This is a genomic window from Trueperaceae bacterium (genome assembly GCA_036381035.1).
Lineage (GTDB): Bacteria > Deinococcota > Deinococci > Deinococcales > Trueperaceae > DASRWD01.
In genome coordinates this window covers 1-19,939 of the sequence record DASVDQ010000056.1, presented here as the reverse complement: position 1 = coordinate 19,939, position 19,939 = coordinate 1, and the positions used below count along the sequence as shown (strand labels likewise).

The window sequence follows — 19,939 nt, the reverse complement described above, 5'->3', positions numbered from 1 at the left end:
GCCTCGATGGCGTTGTTGCCCGACGCGAAGAGCAGGAACTCGCCGGTGGCGTCGCCGTTCAGGCTGCGGATCGTGCGCTCCGGGAACCCGGGGTCGGAGACGATCAGCCGCCAGTCGTAGGTGAGCGGCTCGGAGGTCGGGTTCGTGACCGTCACGACCGCCGAGTAACGCAGCTCGTCCGGCGCTCCGATCACCAGGCTGCAGGCCTCGTCGCGCAGGTCGATCGTCGCGCCCACGCCGACCTGCACGTCGTCGCAGCCGATGGGGGTGCCCTGGAAGAAGACGAGGTCGTAGCCGTAGACCCCGTACGTGGCGACCTGCGGGTAGGGGTTCGCGCTCTCCGGCTCCACGGTCACGAGGACCGTGTCCGACCCCACGCGGCCCTCGGTGTCCGTCGTGCGCGCGCTCACGCTCCTGGCCCCCTCGGCGCCGAACGTCACCTGCACCTGGCAGCCGCTGCCGCTCACGACGTCCGGGGCCTCGACCGTCCAGGTCATGTTCGCGCACAGCAGCGCGTTGCCCGCCTCGTTGACGTCGCTCGCCAGCGCGGTCAGCGGGTAGGCGAAGCCGAGGTACGCGTTGCCGGCGGGCTGGATGTCGACGACCGGCGCCGAGTTGACCACGTCGAGATCGAACGACGCCGAGGCGCCGCGGCCCGAGTGGGAGGCCGTGACCGTCAGCGCGTGGACGCCGGGCGTGGTGAAGGTGAGCGGCAGGCCGGGCCCGCCGAAAGGACCGGACTTGATCGTGAACGGACCGTCGTAGACGGTGCCGGACAGGCTCGAGACCACCCGCAGGTTCACGCTGCTCGTCGCCGAGTGGGTGACAGTGAAGTACTGGGCGAGGTCCAGGCTCACGCGCAGGTCGGCGCGCCTGGGCAGCGGCACGTCCTTCAGCGCGATCACGGGGGTCTCGGTGCTGCCAGGCGCCGCCTGCTCCTGGTCCCAGCGGCTGCTGCGCCGCGTGTCGAACTCCAGCACGTGCATGGACTCGAACACCTGCTCGACGTAGTCGGCCGGGACGTAGTAGTAGCCGCCGTCGCCGGCGCCGCAGCCCCACGAGTTCTTGACGACGAAGTAGCCGCCGCCCCCGGCGTTCACCGGGAACTGCGGCGTGGACAGGGCGTCGTTGCCGAGGAAGCCGACGATCTGCACGACGTGGCCGCCGCACTTCTTCGTCGTGCCGCCCTTGGCGTCGCTGCACTCCTTGGCGTAGTCGGAGACGACCCCGCCCACGGCGTCGGTGAAGCCCCGGTACACGGGGAACGAGGCGATGATCACGTGGCCCTGTGCCAGGTAGTTGCGGTACCTGTTGAGGTCGAACCCTTGGCCGGACGCCCAGACCTGCCGCGAGGTGCTGGCCAGCACGCCGGGGCCGGTGTAGGTCATCGTGTCGTAGCCGCAGAACGGCACCGGGACGCCGGTCAGGTCGAAGACCGTGCAGAAGCGCGGGCTCTGGTGGGCCGTCTCGGAGCACGAGCCCTGGTAGTTGGCGCACGTGCCCACGTAGTCGGAGGCCATGCCGTCGGTGTTGCTTGACCTCCCGCTGGAGGGGTTGTAGAGCCAGTTCGACTCGCCCGGCAGGCGCTGGTTCGCGGCCACCGCCCGCGAGAGCGCCAGCGGGGCGCTGTGGCTCTCGCTGAAGTCGTTGCGGTCCCAGACGAACTTCGCCTGGTTCACGTAGAACTGCTCGGAGAGGTCGACCGCGTTGTCGTTCTGCACCCGCTCGCGGCTCTCGATGGCCCCGATGGACGCGAACGCCCAGCAGTCGTAGCGGCGGGCCTGGTTCTTCATCGGCGAGAGGAAGTTGCGCAGCGGGAACCAGTAGTTCGCGAAGTAGCCCGTCGGCCGCGCGCAGGTGGCGTCGTGGTCGCTGCCGGGCACCTTCTGGGCCGGGAGCGGCGCGCTCTCCTCCGCCAGCCAGTGCGGGTCGTAGCGCACGCGGTCGAGATCGGACACCGTCCCCAGCAGGTCGTCGAGCGCGGCGAGCGCGGCCTCGATCTCCTCGACGCTCGCCCCCTCGAGCTCCTCGGGCGGCGTGGCCTGGGACCTGAGATCCTCCGGCAGCAGCTCGTAGCTCATCCTGTAGTCGGCGAGGGCGTTGTCGGCGTCGTGCGCGAGCTGCTCGATGACAGCGGCGTCGCGCACGCGGTCGCCCATGCCGAGGAGGGTGACGTCGGCGCCGCCGACCGCGATCGTCGCCCCCGGCTCGAAGGCGACGAGGCCCTCGGCCGCCGCGAGCAGGTCCGTCAGGGCCGGGCTGGGGTCCTCGACGCCCTGAAGCGCCGCCAGGTCGTCTAGGAAGGCCTGGTCGCGGGCCGCGGCCTGGTCCGTCTCGTCGCTGACGAGCGTGATGACGAGGCTGCCGTCCTTCACCCGGCGGTGGAACTCCTCGGGGCTGAGCATCGCGGCGTCGCCGGGCACGTCGCCCTGCCAGGCCGAGCCCGCGTTGAGGACGTCGCTGAGGTCTGCGGGCTGCCCGCAGCCGCCCAGCACCACGCCGATGACGAGCACCGCCACCGACAGCCGCACCGCGCGCCAGCCACTCCGCATGACCCGCCTCGACTTTCGATTTGGCGGGGAAGCTAGCACGCCTCGGGGACGCACCCGCGTCAGGCGTCACCGACGCGGCGGGCCCGTGCGGCACGGGTCGGAGCGGCGGTGCGGCGCGGCGCGGACCGGCGGGGACCTCCGGTCCGGTCCGGCGCCTCCCGCCCGCAGCGGCCCTCAGGTCTCCTCGACGTGCGCCCGCAGGCGCCCGATGGCCGCGTCCCAGGCCTCCGACACGCGCCTCAGGTACTCGCCGGCCGCGGCCACGCCCTCGCGGCGCAGCTCGTAGAGCGTCTCCCGGCCGGACCGCTCGCGCCTCACCAGCCCCGCTCCCAGCAGCACGGCCAGGTGCTTGCTGACCGCCTGCCGGCTCACGCCCACGCCCGCGCTGAGCTGCGTGACGTTGAGGCGCCGGGCCGCCCCCAGCCGCCGCACCAGCTCGAGGCGCGTGGGGTCGCCCAGCGCCGCGAACGCCCGCGCCGCGTCCCTGGCGGGGGGCGTCCGCGCGGCGCCGCCTACGCCGGTCACGCCCGCTGCGACCACCGCTGCCGGCGCCGCCGGACCACGTCTCAGGCGCCGAGGTGCGCCGCGATGCGCTGCGCCTGGATGTCCCAGCCCTGGGTGTTCTGGCGCACGGCCTGCGCCCGCCTGCTCTCCTCGATGGCCTCGAACCCCGACTCGGTGATCGTCAGGCGCGTGCCCTCCTCGACCTCCTCGAGCTCGAACGTCACGAGCGTCTCGGGCGCGCCGTCGTAGCTGGCCGCGCGCGGGTCGGCCGGGTTCGGCCAGCGGAACGCGAACAGCCGCGGCTCCTCCATCGCCACCACGGTCGAGCGCCACTGGTAGAACTCGTAGCCCGGCTCGGTGATGTGGCCGGTCTGCGTGCGGCCCAGCTCGAACGGCTGGTCGACCTCGGCCTTGAACCACGTACCGAACTCCTCGTGGTCGGTGATCGCGCGCCACACCCTCTCGATGGGCGCCCTCAGCACCACCGTCTTGACGATGCGCTCGCCCGCGGCGGCGCCGGCCGACTCGTCCATATGCAACCTCCTGGTTGCATGTTACAGTTCGATGCGGCAAAAGCGAAGTCCCTCCCAGCAATTGCCCACCACTAGCCGTGGACTGCCGTTTCCTACAGCAAATCACATTTCAGTCCCGCCGGCTCTAGTCTGGGGACGGATAGGCTTTGAAGTACTCTTCATAGACAGCATCTTCGAAGTAGCTCGCGCTCACTACTTCAGACATCAAAACAACGGTCTCAAATTGCGTTACTAGGTTTCCAGCAAGTGGTTCTTGAAGTGCGCGATCCAGCAGCTCTTCGGCGCCTATTTCGGGATGCACCCTGGCCAAGGCAGCCAAACGTTCCTCGAACATCTTAAGTACATCTCGCCGAGCCTTCTCGTGAGTCCTGCTGTAATCAATATCAATGGTGAGTTCTTGAGTAGTCGGATCTCGATGCCCACTCTTACTCAAAATCAGTAGTATTGACTCAATCTTGTGCGCAGGGTTGAAATTGGTCGCAACCTTCCCGATATAGACCTTTCCGGACCGCAGCGTAATGGAAATTTGCCTCCCGGCCCCTAGAGCCTGGCGCAAGAGCATCTCAAAGGGATCGTGCTTTCCTTGAATCTCTCGGTCGACTGCGGCCTGCTCAGATAGCCACTTGAATGGTCGAAAGCGGCCAAGCTTGTTGAGCGGCCACCACACGGTAGTTCCTAGTATGAAAGCTCCGGCCGCCTTTCCTGAATGGCCGTAAGGGACAATCCAGTGCCAAGCTCTAGCGATGTGTGCGCCTGGCGACGTGGACATCAGGAGGTTTATGAATAGGGTGGAAACGAACAAGAAGACGACTCCAGATAAGGCTGCGTAAAAGAAGAGCCTATTCCCGGCGCTCCTAATCGTCACATAGCGCGTCAAGTTGAACTTCTGGGCGAAGACGAACCCGCCCAGCAGAGGCAAAAGCAGTAGGTCAAGCGGCGGCACCTCAATTGCTAAGTATACCTATTCGCAGCGATTGAAGTGCCAGATCGCTCTTCTCTACTTGGATTTCTTCTGTGCTTCCCTTGCGCGGTTCAGCAGTTCTTCACGAGAGAAGAGAAGGTAAAGAGGATTGACGTACTGTGTTCCGGACGGCGAAGTCTTTACGGCAATTGAGTCCGCGAAGCGGCTCGATGCCGAACTCTTGACCGTTTCACTTGCGCGGTTCCGCGTGGCCGCCTTCGTCGCCATGCCTCCTCCTCCTCCCAGATACTCGAATAATGGTAGCATTGCCGAATTCGCGCAGATGTGGCTCGTGGGCTTTTTGCGCCCCTGGCTCAATCACTGGTCCAGGAAATCACGGATTTCATTCTGCCTTCCGGGCGCAGCTCTGGGTGTCCAGCTTAGCCTGAGTGGCGAATGACCGCGAGGAACCTCTCGCCGTAGCGCTCGAGCTTCGCGGCTCCTACGCCCGAGACCCGCGACAGCGCGTCGAGGTCGGTGGGCCGCAGCGCGGCCATCTCGCGGAGCGTGCTGTCGTGGAACACCACGTAGGGCGGCACGCCGGCCTCCCTGGCGATGGCGGTGCGCAGCGCGCGCAGCTCCTGGAAGAGGGCCTCGTCGGCCGAGGAGGCCAGCGGCTCAGCAGCGCGCGCGCCGGCGCGGCGCCTCGTCCGCGGCGCCACCCTGTCGCGTCGCAGGACGACCTCCGCCTCCCCGCGCAGCACGGCGGCGGCCCTCGGCCCCAGACGGAGGCCGCCGTACCCGTCGGGGTCGGGCACCAGCTGCCCGCCCGCCAGCAGCTGCCTGACGACCGACCGCCAGCCGGCCCCGTCAAGCTCCGTGCCGATCCCGAACGTCGAGAGCCTGTCGTGCCGCAGGCTCCTCACCCGGTCCGTGGCCTTGCCGAGCAGGACGTCGATCAGGTGCCCGACGCCGAAGCGCTGGCCGGTCCTCGCCACCGTGGAGAGGAGCTTCTGGGCGGCCACGGTGCCGTCGAACGTCTCGACGGGCTCGAGGCAGGTGTCGCAGTTGCCGCACGGGCCGGGGAGCTCCTCGCCGAAGTACGCCAGCAGCGCCTGGCGCCGGCAGCCGGCCGTCTCGCAGTAGGCCAGCAGGGCCTCGAGCCGCTGGCGCTCGGCGCGCTTGTGGAGCTCGTCGCCCCCGCCCAGCAGGTGCGTCACCCTGACCACGTCCTGGAGGCCGTAGGTCATGAACGCCTCGGCGGGCTCGCCGTCGCGTCCGGCCCGGCCCGTCTCCTGGTAGTAGGCCTCGAGGCCCTTGGGCAGGTCGAGGTGGGCGACGAACCGCACGTCGGGCTTGTCGATGCCCATGCCGAAGGCCACGGTCGCCACCATCACGACACCGTTCTCGCGCAGGAAGCGCTCCTGGCGCTCGCGCCGCTCCTCCGCGCCCAGGCCGGCGTGGTAGGAGAGCGCGTTCACGCCCCGCTGGCGCAGCCACTCGGCGGTGGCGTCGACGCCCTGGCGCGACAGGCAGTAGACGATGCCCGCCTCCCCGGCGTGCGCGCGCCGGTAGAAGTCGAGGAGCTGCGCCTTGGCGTCGCGCTTCTCCACCACGCGGTAGCGGATGTTCGGCCTGTCGAAGCTGGCCACGAACGTGCGCGCGCCCTCGAGCCCCAGCTTCTCGACGATCTCGCGCCGCGTGCGCGCGTCGGCGGTGGCCGTCAGCGCCAGCCGCCTCACGCCCGGGTAGCGCTCGGCCAGCATGCCCAGGCCGAGGTACTCGGGGCGGAAGTCGTGGCCCCACTGCGAGACGCAGTGCGCCTCGTCGATCGCGAACATGTCGAGGAGCCCGCGTCGGTGGAGGCCGTCGAGCAGGGCCAGGAAGCGCTCGGTGAGGAGTCGCTCGGGCGCCACGTAGAGGAGGTCGAGGCGCCCGGCCGCGGCCGCGCTCTCCACGGCGCGCGCCCGGCCCGGCTCCAGGCTGCTGTTCAGGTAGGCAGCTCGCACGCCCAGCAGCTCGAGGCCCGCCACCTGGTCGTGCATCAGGGCGATCAGCGGCGAGACCACCACGGTCGTGCCGGGCAGCAGCACGGCCGGCACCTGGTAGCAGAGCGACTTGCCCCCGCCGGTGGGCATGAGCACCAGCGCGTCGCGCCCCGCCAGGACGGTGTCGATGACCTCTCGCTGCAGGCCGCGGAAGGAGTCGTAGCCGAAGACGGACCTCAGCACCTCGCGGGCGCCGCCGTGGCGCGCACCGCCCTCGTGCCCCGTCGCCGTCTCTCCCGCCGTCAGTCCACCCACTCGCCCGCGCGCATCACGGGCTCGAGCTCGCCCGTGGGCAGCTCGCCGTCGACGTCGAGCTCGGCCGAGCCGATCATGAAGTCGACGTGCGTCAGCGACTCGTTCAGCCCGGCGGCGCGCCTCTCGTCGGGCGACATGCCTTGCCCGCCCTGCAGGGTCATCGCGTAGCCCTGGCCCAGAGCGATGTGGCAGGCGGCGTTCTCGTCGAAGAGCGTCTCGTAGAAGAGCAGCCCCGTGCGGGCGATCGGGCTCGAGGCCGGCACGAGAGCGACCTCGCCCAGGCGCCTGGCGCCCGCGTCGGTGGCCAGTACGTGGTCGAGCGCCTCCTGGCCCAGGCGGGCCACGGCCTTGGTCACGGCTCCGCCCTCGAACGTCAGCTCGAAGCCGTCGATCAGCGTGCCGGCGTAGGCCAGCGGCTTCGTGGCGCGCACGACGCCGTCGACGCGCCGGCTATGCGGCGCCGTGAAGACCTCCTCGGTGGGCATGTTGGCGACGAACTCGACGCCGGCGGGCGTGAACGACGCCCCGCCGTCCCACTGGTGGCCGTCGGCGAGCCCGACGCGCAGGTCGGTGCCGGGCCCGCGGAAGCGCAGCGCGGCGTACCGCCGCGCGTTGAGGCGCTCCTTCCTGGCCCGCAGGGCGTCGGTGTGCTCGCGCCAGGCGGCGGCGGGGTCCGCGGCGTCTAGCCTCACGGCGTCGAAGATCGCGTCCCACAGCCTCGCCAGGGCCTCGTCCTCGGGCAGGTCGGGGAACACCCGCCGCGCCCACGCCGGCGAGGCGGCCGCGGCGCCCGACCAGGCGACCCTGTCGCTCATCGACAGCTCGTAGTACGGCTTCATGCGCGGGCGCCAGTGCTCGAGGTAGGTGGCCATCCGGCGCGGGTCGGTGCCGGCGAGGTTGTCAGGGTCGTCGGCCGACACCGACAGCGACGCCGCGCCCTCCCGCGCGAGCTGCACGATCCGCTCGGCTTGGTGCTCGGGGACGATGTCGAAGCTGCCGTCCGGGGCGTGCAGGAAGCGAGCGCGCGTGACCCCCTCGTCGCTCCAGAAGACCTCGACGTACGGGCTGCCCATCTGGTAGGCCTTGGCGACGACCAGCCTCGTCAGCTCGATGGCCTCGGTGCTCGTGCGGAAGATCAGCTTCTGGCCGGGCTGGAGGTTGACGCCGACCCGCAAGAGCAGGTCGGCGTAGCGGTCCAGGCGCCTATCGTGCTCGCTGCCGTTCATCGGCGCATGGTAACAGCCCCACGGTAGCGTCCCGCTCGCCGGGGGTATCATCGCCGCGTGGGCGCCGGTCGGCGCCCGCGACAACCTGGCGAGATGCCGATTCCTTCGGGGCAGGGTGCGATTCCCGACCGGCGGTGATCGGCGGGCGCCGCGACGCCCGCCGTAAGCCCGCGAAGCCGAGAGGCCCGAACCGGTGAGATGCCGGTGCCGACGGTGACAGTCCGGATGAGAGAAGGAGGCGAACGGGGCGCGACGCGTCCCGGTGCGTACATGTCATCGACACGCGAACGGGGAGAGGGCCGCCGGGCCGCGCGCCACATGCGCCGCGCGCTCGAGCTGGCCGCGCGCGGCCGCGGACGGACCTCGCCCAACCCCATGGTCGGCTGCGTGCTGGTGAGCCCCGAGGGCGAGGTCGTCGGCGAGGGCTGGCACCCGTTCGCGGGCGGCCCGCACGCCGAGGCCGCGGCGCTGGCGGCGGCCGGCGACGCCGCGCGGGGCGCCACCGCCTACGTGACGCTCGAGCCCTGCGACCACCACGGGCGCACGCCGCCGTGCACCGAGGCGCTCATAGAGGCGGGCGTCGCCGAGGTCGTGATCGCGCACCTCGACCCCGACCCGCGGGTGTCCGGCCGGGGCGTGGAGCGCCTCGAGGCCGCGGGAGTCCGCGTGAGCGTCGGCACCCTGGCCGCCGAGGCCGAGGCGCTCAACGAGGCCTACCTGACGGCGCAGCGGCTGGGCCGGCCCTTCGTGCTCTACAAGGCCGCCACCACGCTCGACGGCAAGACGGCCACGGCGGCCGGCGAGTCGCGCTGGATCACCGGCGAGGCCGCGCGGGAGCGCGTGCACGCCTGGCGCGACGAGCTCGACGCCATCGCCGTCGGGGTGGGTACGGTCCTGCGCGACGACCCCGCCCTCACGACCCGCCTGCCCGGCGGGCGCACCCCCCTGAAGGTCGTCTTCGACAGCTCCCTGCGCACGCCGCCCACGGCCCGGCTGCTCGACCCCGACCCCGAGGGCGAGCCGGCCAGGGTGGTCGTCTACGCCGCCGCGGGGGCTCCCGAGGGGCGCGCCCGGCGCCTGGAGGAGCGCGGCGCCGAGGTCGTCACGCTCCCCGCGCCGGACGGACGCCCCGACGTGGGCGCGGCCCTTCGCGACCTGGGGCGGAGGCTGGTGCGCAGCCTGCTGCTCGAGGGCGGAGGCACCCTGGCCTGGAGCTTCCTGGCGCGCCGCGCCGTCGACAGGGTGGCCTTCTTCATCGCTCCCAAGCTCCTCGGCGGTCCGGCGCCCGGCCCGGTCGCGGGCCCCGGCGTGCCGGCGCTGCCATGCGCTTACGCGCTCGCGGACGTGCGGAGCGAACGCGTCGGCGACGACCTGCTCGTGCAGGGTCGCGTCGTCTACCCGGAGGTAGGTTGATGTTCACCGGCATCGTGGAGGAGGTCGGCTCGATCGCCGAGGCGACCGAGTCGCCGAACGGGACGCTGCGCGTCGCGATCTCGGCCAGCCTCCCGTTCGTGACGGCCCTGGCCGTGGGCGACTCCGTGGCGGTCTCGGGCTGCTGCCTGACCGTCGTGGAGCGCGCCTGCGGCTCCAGCGGCACGTTCTCCGTCGACCTCGTCGAGGAGACCCTGCAGCGCACGGCGCCGCGCTGGCAGCCCGGCGCCGACGTGAACCTCGAGCAGGCGATGCGCGCCGGCGGGGCGCTCGGCGGCCACGTCGTGACGGGTCACGTCGACGGCGTGGCCGAGGTCGTGTCGGTCGACGTCGCGCCCGGCTCGCACCTCGTCCGCCTCCGGGTGCCGGCCCGCCTGGCCGGGCAGGTGGTGCCGAAGGGCAGCGTGGCCATCGACGGGGTGAGCCTGACGGTGGTGGACGTCGGGGGACCCGGCGGCACGCGCGCCGACTGGCCGGCCACCGACTTCAGCGTGTCGCTGGTCCCCCACACGCTGGCGGTCACGACGCTCTCCAGCCTGCGCGCCGGCGACAGCGTGAACCTCGAGACCGACGTGCTGGCCAAGCACGTCGAGAGGCTCCTGGCGCTGAGGGAGGCCGGCCATGGCTGAGTCGACGCGACCGGGCGGGCTGGCCGGCGTGCTGGAGCTCGTCGAGGAGCTCAGGCAGGGGCGGCCGATCGTCCTCGTCGACGACGAGGACCGCGAGAACGAGGGCGACCTGGTGCTGGCCGCCGAGGCCGTGACGCCCGAGAAGCTCGCGTTCATGATCAGGCACACCGGCGGCGTCGTCTGCCTGGCCATGACCAACGCCATGGCCGACAGGCTCGACCTGCCGCCGATGGTCCAGCACAACACCGCCAAGCGGGAGACGGCGTTCACGGTGTCGATCGAGGCCCGCGAGGGCGTCACCACGGGGATCTCGGCCGGGGACCGCGCCACGACGATCCTCACGGCGATCCGCGATGACGCGAAGCCGGAGGACCTGTCGCGACCCGGCCACGTCTTCCCCCTGCGCGCCCGCGAGGGCGGCGTCCTGCGGCGCGCCGGCCACACCGAGGCGGCCGTCGACCTCTGCCGCCTGGCGGGGCTCAAGCCCGCGGCCGCGATCTCGGAGCTGATGCACGACGACGGCACGATGATGCGCCTGCCCGCGATCAAGTCGTTCGCCGCCGAGCACGGGCTCAAGGTGGGCGCCATCGCCGACCTCATCGCCTACCGCCTGGAGCGCGAGCGCTTCGTGACCAGGGTGGCCTCGGCGTCGCTGCCCACCGAGTTCGGCCAGTTCACGGTCCACGGCTACGTCGACGAGGTCAGGGGCGACGAGCACGTGGCGCTGACGATGGGCGACGTCGCCTCGGGCGAGCCCGTGCTCGTGCGGATGCACTCCGAGTGCCTCACCGGCGACGCGCTCCACTCGCTGCGCTGCGACTGCGGCTTCCAGCGCGACGCCGCCCTGCGGGCGATAGCCGCCGAGGGCCGCGGCGTGCTCGTCTACCTGCGCCAGGAGGGCCGGGGGATCGGCCTGCTGAACAAGCTCAAGGCCTACGCCCTACAGGACGCCGGCGCCGACACGGTGGAGGCCAACGAGCGCCTCGGCTTCTCGCCCGACCTGCGCGACTACGGCGTGGGCGCGCAGGTCCTCGTCGACCTGGGCGTGAAGCGCCTGCGCCTGCTCACCAACAACCCGCGCAAGATCGCCGCGCTCCGCGGCTTCGGCCTGGAGGTCGTGGAGCGGGTGCCCCTGCGCGTGGGCGAGAACGCCCACAACCAGCGCTACCTGAGGACGAAGGCCGAGAAGCTGGGGCACCACCTGTAGGGGCGCCGGCTCCGCCTCGCGCCGCCCCCCGCTCCCGCCGCCCGGCCCCGGACGCGCTCGTCTATCGTGAGGCGTGGCGCTGTTCCGCGACAGGGCGCAGGCGGGCCGCGAGCTGGCCGAGGAGCTGCGGCGGTACGCGGGCCGCAGCGGGCTCGTGGTGCTGGGCCTGCCTCGGGGAGGCGTGCCCGTCGCCGCGGAGGTCGCCCGCGCGCTGGGAGCGCCCCTCGACGTCCTCGTCGTGCGCAAGCTCGGCGTGCCGGGCCACGAGGAGCTGGCCATGGGCGCGGTCGCGAGCGGCGGCGGGGTGGTGCTGAACGACGACGTGGTCTCGCACCTGCGCCTGCCCCAGTCGGTCGTGGCGTCGGTGGTCGAGCGCGAGCTGGCGGAGGTGAGGCGCCGCGAGAGGGCTTACAGGGGCGAGAGGCCGCCGCTCGACCTCCGCGGAGCCGTGGCCATGATCGTCGACGACGGCGTGGCGACGGGCGCCACGGTGCGCGCCGCCGTGCGGGCAGCCCGGACTGCCGGCGCCGCCGAGGTCGTCGTGGCGGTGCCCGTCGGCGCCCCCGACTCGCTGGCCCGCATCGCCGAGGTGGCCGACGACGTGGTGTGCCCTCACCGGCCGCGCGAGCTGCGCAGCGTGGGCGAGTGGTACCGCGACTTCTCGCAGACCAGCGACGCCGAGGTGCGCGAGGCGCTGTCCGCGGCGGGATGAGCCCGGCGGCTCCTCGCGGTTCCCGGCGGGCGCCGCGTCCGCGCCGCCGTCGCCGACGCGCCTATGGCGCCGGCCGCGGAGCCAAGGGCGACGGCCGCCGAGCCGCGCGCTGACGTCGCGGAGGCCGCTGGGCGACCCTCAGCTCGGGCGAGGTACCGCGGGCACGTCGAGCACCGGTCCCGACCTCTCGATCACCGCGCGTACCACGCGGTAGCAGTCGTCCACGTGGCGGTTCCCGACGAGGCGCATGGCCGTGTAGCTGATCCCCGCCGCCGCGGCCGAGCCCACCACGGGGACCCACTTCGCGGCCGACTTGGCGGCGATCCTCACGCCGATCCGCCTGAGCAGCGCCGCGACCACGTCGGCCGTGACGAGGCGAGCGATCGCCTGGCTGCCGACGCTGGTGACGCCGAGGAACACCAGCTCCTTCGTGCGCGCGTCGAGCTGCTCGACCTGCTCAGGGGTGAGCCCGAAGCGGCGGTTGATCGCGGGCAGGAGCTGCATGAACAGCGTGACGTCGACCCCCACGTCGGCGCCGGGCACCGGCACGACGGCCGCCAGCCCCGAGATCCCGGCCGACCTGTTGACCAGGGCCCGGCACTCGCGGCGCACCTCGTCGAGCTCGGCGAGCGTGCGCGGCAGCGACCTGGCCGCCGACCGCGACGCCGTTCCGCGCGAGGCCGAGAGGCCCAGGGCGCGCGCCGCCGTCATCAAGGCTGGACCAGCACGATGGGCTCGCCCGCGGGGACGTGGCGCATCGCCACGGAGTTCATGCAGTAGCGCAGGCCCGTCGGCGGGGGACCGTCAGGGAACACGTGGCCGAGGTGGCTGTCGCACCTGGCGCAGCGGACCTCGGTCCTCACCATGCCGTGGGACCTGTCGAGGTACTCCCTCACCGCGTGGTCGGAGACGGGCCGCGTGAACGACGGCCACCCGGTGCCCGACTCGTACTTCACGCCCGACTCGAAGAGCGGGTTGCCGCACGCCGCGCAGACGTAGGTGCCCGGGTCCTTGGTGCCGAGGAAGCAGCCCTCGAAGGGCGGCTCGGTGCCGTGCTCGCGCAGGACCCTGTACTCCTCGGGCGACAGGCGCCTGCGCCACTCCTCCTCGCTGAGCCTCAAGACGTCGGTCACTGGCTACCTCCCGGCACCATCATGACGCCGATCGGCGCGGCGCCCGTAGCGCGGGCCCCGCTGCCCCGTCAGTCGCCGGCCAGGCGCTCCTCCAGCTCCGCCAGGCGCGACTCCAGCGCCGCGACCCGCGACTCCAGACCGGCGACGCGGTCGCCGCCACCGCCGACGGCGCCGTCACCCGTCGCGCCCTCGCGGGGCCGGCGCACGCGGGGCGCGAGCCTGCCGGGGTCGGCGCCCAGCGTGTGACCCCAGCGGTCCTGGCTCTGACCCGGAGCGCGGCCCAGGCGCACCACGAGCGGGGGCCGCCGACCGGCCAGGCCCTCGAGCACCGCCTCGACCTCCGGGAGGCCGCCGAACGTAACGTAGCGGTCGGTCCGGGTGCGCAGCTCGCCCGGGGTCTGCGGTCCGCGGAGCAGCAGCACCGCCAGGACGGCCGCCTCGCTGTCGTCGAGGCCCAGGGCCTGGGCGGCCTTGTGCCTGTGCTTCGGCACCCTGTCGCCGTCCGCCTGGACCGTCTCGGCCAGGCCGCGGTCACGCAGCCGCGCCATGGCGGCCAGCACGTCCTGCAGGTGGTAATCGGTCACGGGATCCCGGCTGGTCTTCTGGTTGCAGGCGGTGAGCAGCGCCTGGCTGGAGAGGGGGTAGCCGTCCGGTGTCGTGCGCTCCTTCTCGATCAGCGCGCCCAGGACGCGCACCTCCACGTCGGTCAGGGCCATGACTGCCGGAGTATACGGCGGGACGCGCAGCTGATATCCTGGCCACCGACTGGCCACCATGTGACCACGGCGTCGGCCGCGGGCCGCGCGTCCGGAGGTGAGCGTGAGGAACGTCGGGATACGCGAGTTCAGGGACAACGCCACCAAGCTACTCGCCGCGGGCGAGGGGCTCCGCATCGAGAGGCACGGGCACCTCGTCGGCTACTTCGTGCCGGCGCAGGACCGGGAGGGCAACCCGGCGCTCGTCGAGCTGGCCGAGCTGCTGCGGGACGCCATCGACTCGAGCGACCTGAGCCAGGAGGAGATGATCGCGCTGCTCAAGCGCGCGATGTGACGTGGGCCAGGCCAGTGGTCACGTTATGGTCACTCGGTGACCACATCCTCGTGAACGCCCGCTGCGCCCGCGCCCGCCGAGGACCCACCGGGTGCCGGACTGCTCGAGGAGGCCCCGGCGATACCGGGTCGCGAGGCGCCCCGTGTCGGCCGAGCGGCGGTGGCGTCCGTCAGCGCCGCAGGAACTCGAGCACCCGCCTGGCGTTCTCGATCACGTCCACACCGTCCACGGCGCCGTGCGGCACCGCGGAGGTCGACAGCCAGCCCGTGGCCGCCAGCACGCCCAGGAGCAGCGCGCTCTCCGCCCACAGGGCGGCGCGCATGCCGGGGAGCCCGCGGCGGGCCCGCGGCAGCAGGACGAAGCGGTTCGCCGCCGCCACGACGAGCGTGACCGCCACCAGCGACGACTTGACGGCCAGCGCGACGGCGTAGCCGGAGGCGAAGAAGCCGGCGGGCTCGGAGGCGTGGACGAGCGCGCTCACCGGGCCCGTGATCGCGAGCCCGACGACGACCCACAGCGCGAGGCGCGAGAGGCGCTCGACCTCGGGCAGGCCGGGCCGCCCGGAGCCCAGCGCCACCCGCCACACGCCCCCCGCCCACAGCGCGGCGCCGGCGAGGTGGACGAGGTCGACGAGCAGCGGGCCCGTGCCGCCCACGGCTGACGCGTGGCTCACCCTGCTGAAGCCGAGGCACAGCCACACTCCGAGGCCGGCGGCGAGCGGCCACCAGCGACGTGGCAGCACCAGACCCGCGGACGCGAGCGCGAGCGCGGCCCCCGAGCGCCACAGGACCGCGTCGCCGTGGGCCGTCGTGGTCGCGTAGCGCCACCACAGCGCGACGTCCACCGGGCTCAGCACCTGGGCGAGGGTCAGCCACAGCTCGACGGCGCCGAGGACGGGCACGGCGAGCGCCGCCGCCACGACCACGCCCGCCGCGCGAGGACGCTCCGGCGCCAGCCAGAAGCGGCCCAGCGCCGCGCCCGCGAGCGCCGCCACGGCCGCCCACGAAGCAGTCTTGACGAGGATCAGCAAGGCAGCACCTCGGTCCCGCGACTCTAACCCCTTCACCCGCCCTTCACGGACGTGCTCCTGGACGCCGCGCGCGCGGACCCATGGCTATGCTCGCGCCATGCGCAGAGCACTCGGCTACCTCGCCGCCGTCCTCGTCCCGCTGCTCCTCGGCCACGCCCTGGCCCACGCCCACCTCGACTCGAGCGAGCCGGCCAACGGCGCCGCCGCCGCGGACGTCGGCTCCGTCGTCCTACGCTTCACCGAGGCCGTGGAGACGGGCTTCTCGACCTTCAAGGTCCTCAGGCTGGAGGAGGCGCTCGCCGCCGTGGGCCTGCCGGCCCAGGCCACCGCGGCGCACGACCACGGCGAACCGGCTACCGCCGGCGGGCACGACGAGCACGGCGACCCGGCGGCCGCCGGCGACGAGGACCACGGGCACCAGGCCGCGCTCGACCCCGCCCTCGAGGCCCAGGCTCAGGCCGTGGCCGCCGCCGTGCTCGCCGACGCCGGGTTCGCCACCGGCCTCGTGCCGGCCGTCGCCGACCCCCCCAGCGGGGCGCACGAGGAGCTGACGCTGGTCTTCGCCCAGCCGCTCGAGCCGGGCACCTACGTCGTGGTGTGGCGGGCCCTCTCCGTGGACTCCCACGCCGCGGACGGCTGGCTCGTCTTCGAGGTCACCGACTGACGCGGCGCTGACTCCGGGTCGCCCGGCCAGTCCCCGCTCGCGCCGCCCGGGCCGCCTCCCCCGCTAGGCTGACGTCGTGGACGCCGCGTCGGGCAGCCGACCTTGGTCGCTCATCGACCTCACCTCCGGCCAGCAGGAGGTGCTGCGCTGGATCGCCATCGCCACGATGGTCGTAGACCACGTGGGCGCCATCCTGCTCCCGGCGCCCACGGCCGTGCCCCTGCGGGCCGTCGGCCGCGTCGCCTGGCCGATCTTCGCGTTCCTGCTCGCCTACAACGTGGCGCGCCGGGGCGTGGACCCGCGCCGCTACCTCGTCCCGCTGCTCGCCTGGTGCGCCGTGGCCGCGCTGCCGCACTACCTGGCGTTCGACCGCTTCGTCGTCAACATCCTGGGGACGCTGTTCCTCGGCGCCGTGGCCCTGCTCCTCCTGAGCCGCCGCGAGGAGCTTGACGCCAGGTCGCCGCTGCTGGTGCCCGTCGGCCTGGCGGCGGTGCTCGTCGCCTCGGCTCTCGTCGAGTACGGCCCGCCCGGCGTGGGGCTGATCGTCGTGTGGTGGTGGGCGCTGCGCACGGGCGAGCCCCTGGCGCTGCTGGCGACCGTCCTGTTCGTCGCGTGGCAGAACTACCCGTGGCGGGTCTGGCCGGCGGGCCTGGCGGCGCTGCCGCTGCCGTTCGTCGCCTCCGTGCTGCCGTTCGGCCTGCCGCGCAGCGGGCGCCTGCCCTGGGTCTTCTACCCGGCGCACCTCGCGCTGCTCGTCGGCATCGACAGGCTGCTCCGCTGAGGTCGGAGGGGGCGTGGTCGGAGGGGCGAGCGCGGCTCCTCGGCTGAGGTCCTAGGACGCGCGGTCGGAGGGGCGAGCGCGGCTCCTCGGCCTACCCGACGAGCCGCGGCCTACTCGAGGCGCCGCGAGCGCGGCCACAGGAGCGTGAGCGCGAAGAGCACCAGCGTGCCGCCGGCCGTGAAGACGAAGACCCGCTCGATACCGCCGGCCAGCACCTGCTGCAGCAGGTCGGCGGCGGCGGGCGGGAGCTGGGGCCCGCCGGCGGCGGCCCCAGCGGGGTTCAGGAGCCGCTCGACGGAGCCGAGGTCGAGCGTGTCCGACGCCCCCGCGCGCGCGATGCCGGCGATCACGGCGGCGTTTAGCACCCCGCCGAGCAGCGCCGCGCCGACCGAGTTGCCCACCAGGCGCATGAGGAGGTTCGCCGCCGTGGCGCTGGCGCGGCGCTCCCACGGGACCGTCGCCTGGATCGTCACGATCGAGGAGGTGTTGACGAAGCCCATCGCGGCGCCCACGAGGAACGAGGCGGCGGCCACCCACGCCGGCCCCAGGCTGGGCCTGAGGAACAGGTACATGAGCCCGCCCAGCACCCCGGCCGCGCCGCCGATGCGCGCCGTCGTGGCGGGGCCGAGGGGTATGAGCAGGCGGCCGCAGATCGACGACGCCACGGGCCACCCCAGCGACATCGTCGAGAGGGCGAAGCCCGCCACCAGCGGCGCGAAGCCCATGGCGCCCTGCACGTAGGGCGGCACGTAGGTGATGACGCCGATCATGATCACGCCGGCCACGAACGCGCTGAGGTTCGCCAGGAGGATCAGGCCGTCGCGCCACAGGTCGACGGGCAGCACGCCGCCCTGGCGGGCCCACAGGTGCCGGCCGAGGGCGGCGAGCGACGCCAGCACCACGGCCGCCAGCACCCACCTCTGGACGGCCTCGAGCCGGCCGCCCATGTTCAGCAGGACCATCAGGCTGGAGATGCCCAGGAGCAGCAGACCGGAGCCGAGCACGTCGACCCGCGCGCCCGTGTGCGTCACCCGCTCGCGCAGGAAGCGCCCCAGGCCGGCGAGGGCGACGAGGCCGAACGGGACGTTGAACCAGAAGACCCAGGCCCAGTGGAGGTTCGCGACGATCAGGCCGCCGAGCAGCGGCCCCAGCACCGAGGAGACGCCCCACACGCTGGCCAGGTACGCCTGGATGCGGCCGCGCTCGCGCACCGTGTAGAGGTCGCCGGCCAGCGTCACGACCATCGTGCTGAAGCCGGCGGCGCCCACGCCCTGCACGAAGCGGAGCATGACGAGCTGCCGCATCGAGCCGGCCAGCCCGCAGCCCACCGACGCGGCGAGGAAGAGAGCCACGCTTACCATGAGCACCGGCTTGCGCCCCACCCTGTCGGCGATGCCCCCCGAGATCGGCGTGAAGACGGCCTGGGTGAGCAGGTACGACGCGAACACCCAGGAGTAGAGCTCGAAGCCGCCCAGGGCCGAGACGATGCTGGGCATCGCGGTGGCGACGATCGTGCCCTCTATGGAGGCCAGGGCCATCGTCGTCATCAGGAAGGCCAGCACCAGGCCGCGGCGCGAGGGCGTCGCGGCCTCCTCGGCGCGCGCGGCGCCAGACTCCGGCAGGGTCGAGCCGCGGGGGGCGTCGGCGCTACGTCGGTTCGTCAGGGCGTCGCTGCTCGGCACGATGCGAGCCAAGATACGCCCGCACGGCCGCGGCGAGGGTCGCGGCCTCACGCCTGGCCGCTTCGATCCAGGCCGCCCTCTCCTCGGCCGCGCTGCCGCGCACCGGCGCGAACGCCAGACGGCGCGTCTCGGGCACCCCGGCGGGACCGAAGACGAGGTCGCGCCAGAAGCGCGTGACGGTGTCGCCGAGGGACGCCTCGGTGGCGCGCCCGGCGTTGCCCGTGGTGACGACCAGCGCCGCGCGGGCCCGCAGGCGACCGGTCACGGCGCCGTCCTCGCCCACGTCGTAGGCCACGCCCTCGCGCACCACGCGCTCCACCCAGCCCTTGAGGGCCGCCGGAGGGCCGAAGAACCAGACCGGGTGCACGACGGCCACGGCGTCGGCCGCCAGCAGGTCGCGGGCGTAGCGCGCGGCCAGGTCGTCGGCGAAGCGCGTGCTCTCCACCTCCGCCGCCGCCAGGCGGGGGTCGAAGCCGTCGCGGTAGAGGTCGTGGACCGTGACAGCGACCCCGGCCCCGCGGGCGCCATCGGCGACCGCGCGGGCCAGCGCGGCGCAGAGGCTGCCCTGCGCCGGGTGGCACAGCACGAGGAGGAGAGCGGGTCCCTGCGGAGTGACCGGTCCCTCGGCCGTCGTCAATCCCCCGCCTCGTCCCAGCCGGCCTCCCTGACGGCGTCGTCGAACGCCGCCAGCGCCCGCTCGAGGGCCCTGTCCGGGGCCGGACGCGCTCCCACCCGCTCGATGACCCACGCCGAGACGCGGTTCGCCAGGGCCGCGGCGCGGACGGGCGTGACGCCCCGCAGCCACGCGGCCAGGAACGCGCCGGCGAAGGCGTCGCCGGCGCCCGTCGCGTCGACGAGCCGGCCCGGCGCCGGCCCGATGGAGGCGCCGCGCCCGTGCGCGTGGTAGTAGGCGCCGGCGGCGTCCTGCTTGAGGGCCACGGCGGCGCCGGGGTAGAGCTCGGCGAGGCGGCGGCAGACGCGCTCCGGGTCGGTCTCGCCGGTGAGCACCTCGCCCTCCTCGGCGTTGGGGAACAGCAGGTCGATGCCCAGGTCGGCGGTGAAGCCGACGAAGGCGTCCACGCCCACGTCGCGGATCATCTGGAAAGAGCCGGGGTCGAACGACAGCGTGGCGCCGGCCTCCTTCGCGAGCTGGGCCGCGCGACGGGCGGCGGCGCGCGGCGGGTCGCCGAAGAACGACCAGGCGGACAGGTGCACGTGGCGCGCGCGCCTCAGCAGACGCACCGGCAGCTCGCCAGGCAGCAGGTAGTGGTCGGCGCCCTTGCCGGACACCATCGAGCGCTGGCCGGTGTGGTCGATCCAGACGGCGACGGAGCCGGTGTGGTGCGTGTCGGAGTGCAGCCACACGGCCCCCACGTCCTCCTCGACGAGCTCCTCCTGCGCCAGGCGCCCGAAGCGGTCGTTGCCGACCTTCCCGACGAAGCGCGTGGGCAGGCCGCAGCGGCGCGCCCACACCGCCGTGTTCGCGGCGCTGCCGCCGGGCGCCAGCTGCACCTCGCCGTAGATGTCGCCGCCGGCCAGGAGCTCGGTGTTCGCCTGGATCAGCACGTCCCAGGCGTAGTCGCCCACGACGACGAGGGGCA

Annotated in this window: 21 protein-coding genes and 1 riboswitch; of the genes, 7 read left to right on the top strand and 14 right to left on the bottom strand. The window is 73.1% G+C overall.

Features of this window, described 5'->3' with window-relative positions; translation table 11 throughout:
- The 7 genes from VF202_07420 to VF202_07390 form a co-directional block, all read right to left on the bottom strand.
- A partial coding sequence (locus VF202_07420; GenBank protein HEX7039921.1) for a C1 family peptidase occupies positions 1–2,552 on the bottom strand: 2,552 nt, incomplete at its 3' end.
- A 174-nt stretch (positions 2,553–2,726) separates the two neighbouring features.
- A complete protein-coding gene (locus tag VF202_07415) occupies positions 2,727–3,077 on the bottom strand; it encodes a metalloregulator ArsR/SmtB family transcription factor (GenBank protein HEX7039920.1) in 351 nt (116 codons plus the stop codon).
- Between the two features lie 41 nt (positions 3,078–3,118).
- Positions 3,119–3,589 (bottom strand): SRPBCC family protein, encoded by a 471-nt coding sequence (locus tag VF202_07410; protein HEX7039919.1) that lies wholly within the window; start codon positions 3,587–3,589, stop codon positions 3,119–3,121.
- 124 nt (positions 3,590–3,713) lie between these two features.
- Positions 3,714–4,532, bottom strand: a complete 819-nt coding sequence (locus VF202_07405) for a hypothetical protein (GenBank protein HEX7039918.1) — start codon at positions 4,530–4,532, stop codon at positions 3,714–3,716.
- Positions 4,533–4,586: 54 nt separating this feature from the next.
- The gene (locus VF202_07400; protein HEX7039917.1) at positions 4,587–4,778 is read right to left on the bottom strand and encodes a hypothetical protein; all 192 of its coding nucleotides are present in this window, start codon (positions 4,776–4,778) and stop codon (positions 4,587–4,589) included.
- A gap of 152 nt (positions 4,779–4,930) precedes the next feature.
- On the bottom strand, positions 4,931–6,793 hold the full coding sequence (recQ, locus tag VF202_07395) for a DNA helicase RecQ (protein ID HEX7039916.1): 1,863 nt from the start codon (positions 6,791–6,793) through the stop codon (positions 4,931–4,933).
- Positions 6,781–8,019 (bottom strand): aminopeptidase, encoded by a 1,239-nt coding sequence (locus tag VF202_07390; GenBank protein ID HEX7039915.1) that lies wholly within the window; start codon positions 8,017–8,019, stop codon positions 6,781–6,783. Before VF202_07390 ends, recQ begins: the two co-directional genes overlap by 13 nt.
- A 97-nt stretch (positions 8,020–8,116) precedes the next feature.
- A riboswitch (FMN riboswitch) is annotated at positions 8,117–8,260 on the top strand.
- A gap of 77 nt (positions 8,261–8,337) precedes the next feature.
- Between VF202_07390 and ribD the strand changes: the two genes are divergently transcribed.
- From ribD to VF202_07370, 4 genes are all read left to right on the top strand, one after another.
- Positions 8,338–9,432 (top strand): bifunctional diaminohydroxyphosphoribosylaminopyrimidine deaminase/5-amino-6-(5-phosphoribosylamino)uracil reductase RibD, encoded by a 1,095-nt coding sequence (ribD, locus tag VF202_07385; protein ID HEX7039914.1) that lies wholly within the window; start codon positions 8,338–8,340, stop codon positions 9,430–9,432.
- A complete protein-coding gene (locus tag VF202_07380) occupies positions 9,432–10,079 on the top strand; it encodes a riboflavin synthase (GenBank protein ID HEX7039913.1) in 648 nt (215 codons plus the stop codon). The genes ribD and VF202_07380 overlap by 1 nt, the downstream gene beginning before the upstream one ends.
- Positions 10,072–11,286: a bifunctional 3,4-dihydroxy-2-butanone-4-phosphate synthase/GTP cyclohydrolase II gene (locus tag VF202_07375; GenBank protein ID HEX7039912.1), complete on the top strand. Its 1,215-nt coding sequence runs from the start codon at positions 10,072–10,074 to the stop codon at positions 11,284–11,286. The genes VF202_07380 and VF202_07375 overlap by 8 nt, the downstream gene beginning before the upstream one ends.
- Before the next feature lie 73 nt (positions 11,287–11,359).
- Positions 11,360–11,998 (top strand): phosphoribosyltransferase family protein, encoded by a 639-nt coding sequence (locus VF202_07370; GenBank protein HEX7039911.1) that lies wholly within the window; start codon positions 11,360–11,362, stop codon positions 11,996–11,998.
- A 138-nt stretch (positions 11,999–12,136) separates the two neighbouring features.
- On the opposite strand, the gene VF202_07365 is transcribed toward VF202_07370, so the two are convergent.
- The 3 genes from VF202_07365 to VF202_07355 form a co-directional block, all read right to left on the bottom strand.
- Positions 12,137–12,709: a hypothetical protein gene (locus VF202_07365; protein ID HEX7039910.1), complete on the bottom strand. Its 573-nt coding sequence runs from the start codon at positions 12,707–12,709 to the stop codon at positions 12,137–12,139.
- Positions 12,709–13,131 carry a peptide-methionine (R)-S-oxide reductase MsrB gene (msrB, locus tag VF202_07360; protein HEX7039909.1) on the bottom strand — a complete coding sequence of 141 codons (423 nt, stop codon included), beginning with the start codon at positions 13,129–13,131 and terminating at the stop codon, positions 12,709–12,711. The genes VF202_07365 and msrB overlap by 1 nt, the downstream gene beginning before the upstream one ends.
- A gap of 68 nt (positions 13,132–13,199) precedes the next feature.
- Positions 13,200–13,847: a YceH family protein gene (locus tag VF202_07355; GenBank protein HEX7039908.1), complete on the bottom strand. Its 648-nt coding sequence runs from the start codon at positions 13,845–13,847 to the stop codon at positions 13,200–13,202.
- 103 nt (positions 13,848–13,950) lie between these two features.
- Here VF202_07355 and VF202_07350 point away from each other — a divergent pair, with 103 nt between their 5' ends.
- A complete protein-coding gene (locus VF202_07350) occupies positions 13,951–14,181 on the top strand; it encodes a hypothetical protein (protein HEX7039907.1) in 231 nt (76 codons plus the stop codon).
- A gap of 169 nt (positions 14,182–14,350) precedes the next feature.
- On the opposite strand, the gene VF202_07345 is transcribed toward VF202_07350, so the two are convergent.
- Positions 14,351–15,211, bottom strand: a complete 861-nt coding sequence (locus VF202_07345) for a CopD family protein (GenBank protein HEX7039906.1) — start codon at positions 15,209–15,211, stop codon at positions 14,351–14,353.
- A gap of 97 nt (positions 15,212–15,308) precedes the next feature.
- Here VF202_07345 and VF202_07340 point away from each other — a divergent pair, with 97 nt between their 5' ends.
- Together VF202_07340 and VF202_07335 are read left to right on the top strand one after the other, a co-directional pair.
- Positions 15,309–15,875, top strand: coding sequence for a copper resistance protein CopC (locus VF202_07340; protein HEX7039905.1), 567 nt, complete (start codon positions 15,309–15,311; stop codon positions 15,873–15,875).
- Positions 15,876–15,951: 76 nt separating this feature from the next.
- Positions 15,952–16,656: a TraX family protein gene (locus tag VF202_07335; protein HEX7039904.1), complete on the top strand. Its 705-nt coding sequence runs from the start codon at positions 15,952–15,954 to the stop codon at positions 16,654–16,656.
- Between the two features lie 110 nt (positions 16,657–16,766).
- On the opposite strand, the gene VF202_07330 is transcribed toward VF202_07335, so the two are convergent.
- The 3 genes from VF202_07330 to VF202_07320 form a co-directional block, all read right to left on the bottom strand.
- Entirely contained in the window at positions 16,767–18,338 is a 1,572-nt protein-coding gene (locus VF202_07330) for an MFS transporter (protein HEX7039903.1), read from the bottom strand.
- On the bottom strand, positions 18,304–18,975 hold the full coding sequence (locus tag VF202_07325) for an NAD(P)H-dependent oxidoreductase (GenBank protein ID HEX7039902.1): 672 nt from the start codon (positions 18,973–18,975) through the stop codon (positions 18,304–18,306). The genes VF202_07330 and VF202_07325 overlap by 35 nt, the downstream gene beginning before the upstream one ends.
- On the bottom strand, positions 18,972–19,939 hold a 968-nt coding region (locus VF202_07320; protein ID HEX7039901.1), incomplete at its 5' end, for a sugar kinase. The genes VF202_07325 and VF202_07320, both read right to left, overlap by 4 nt.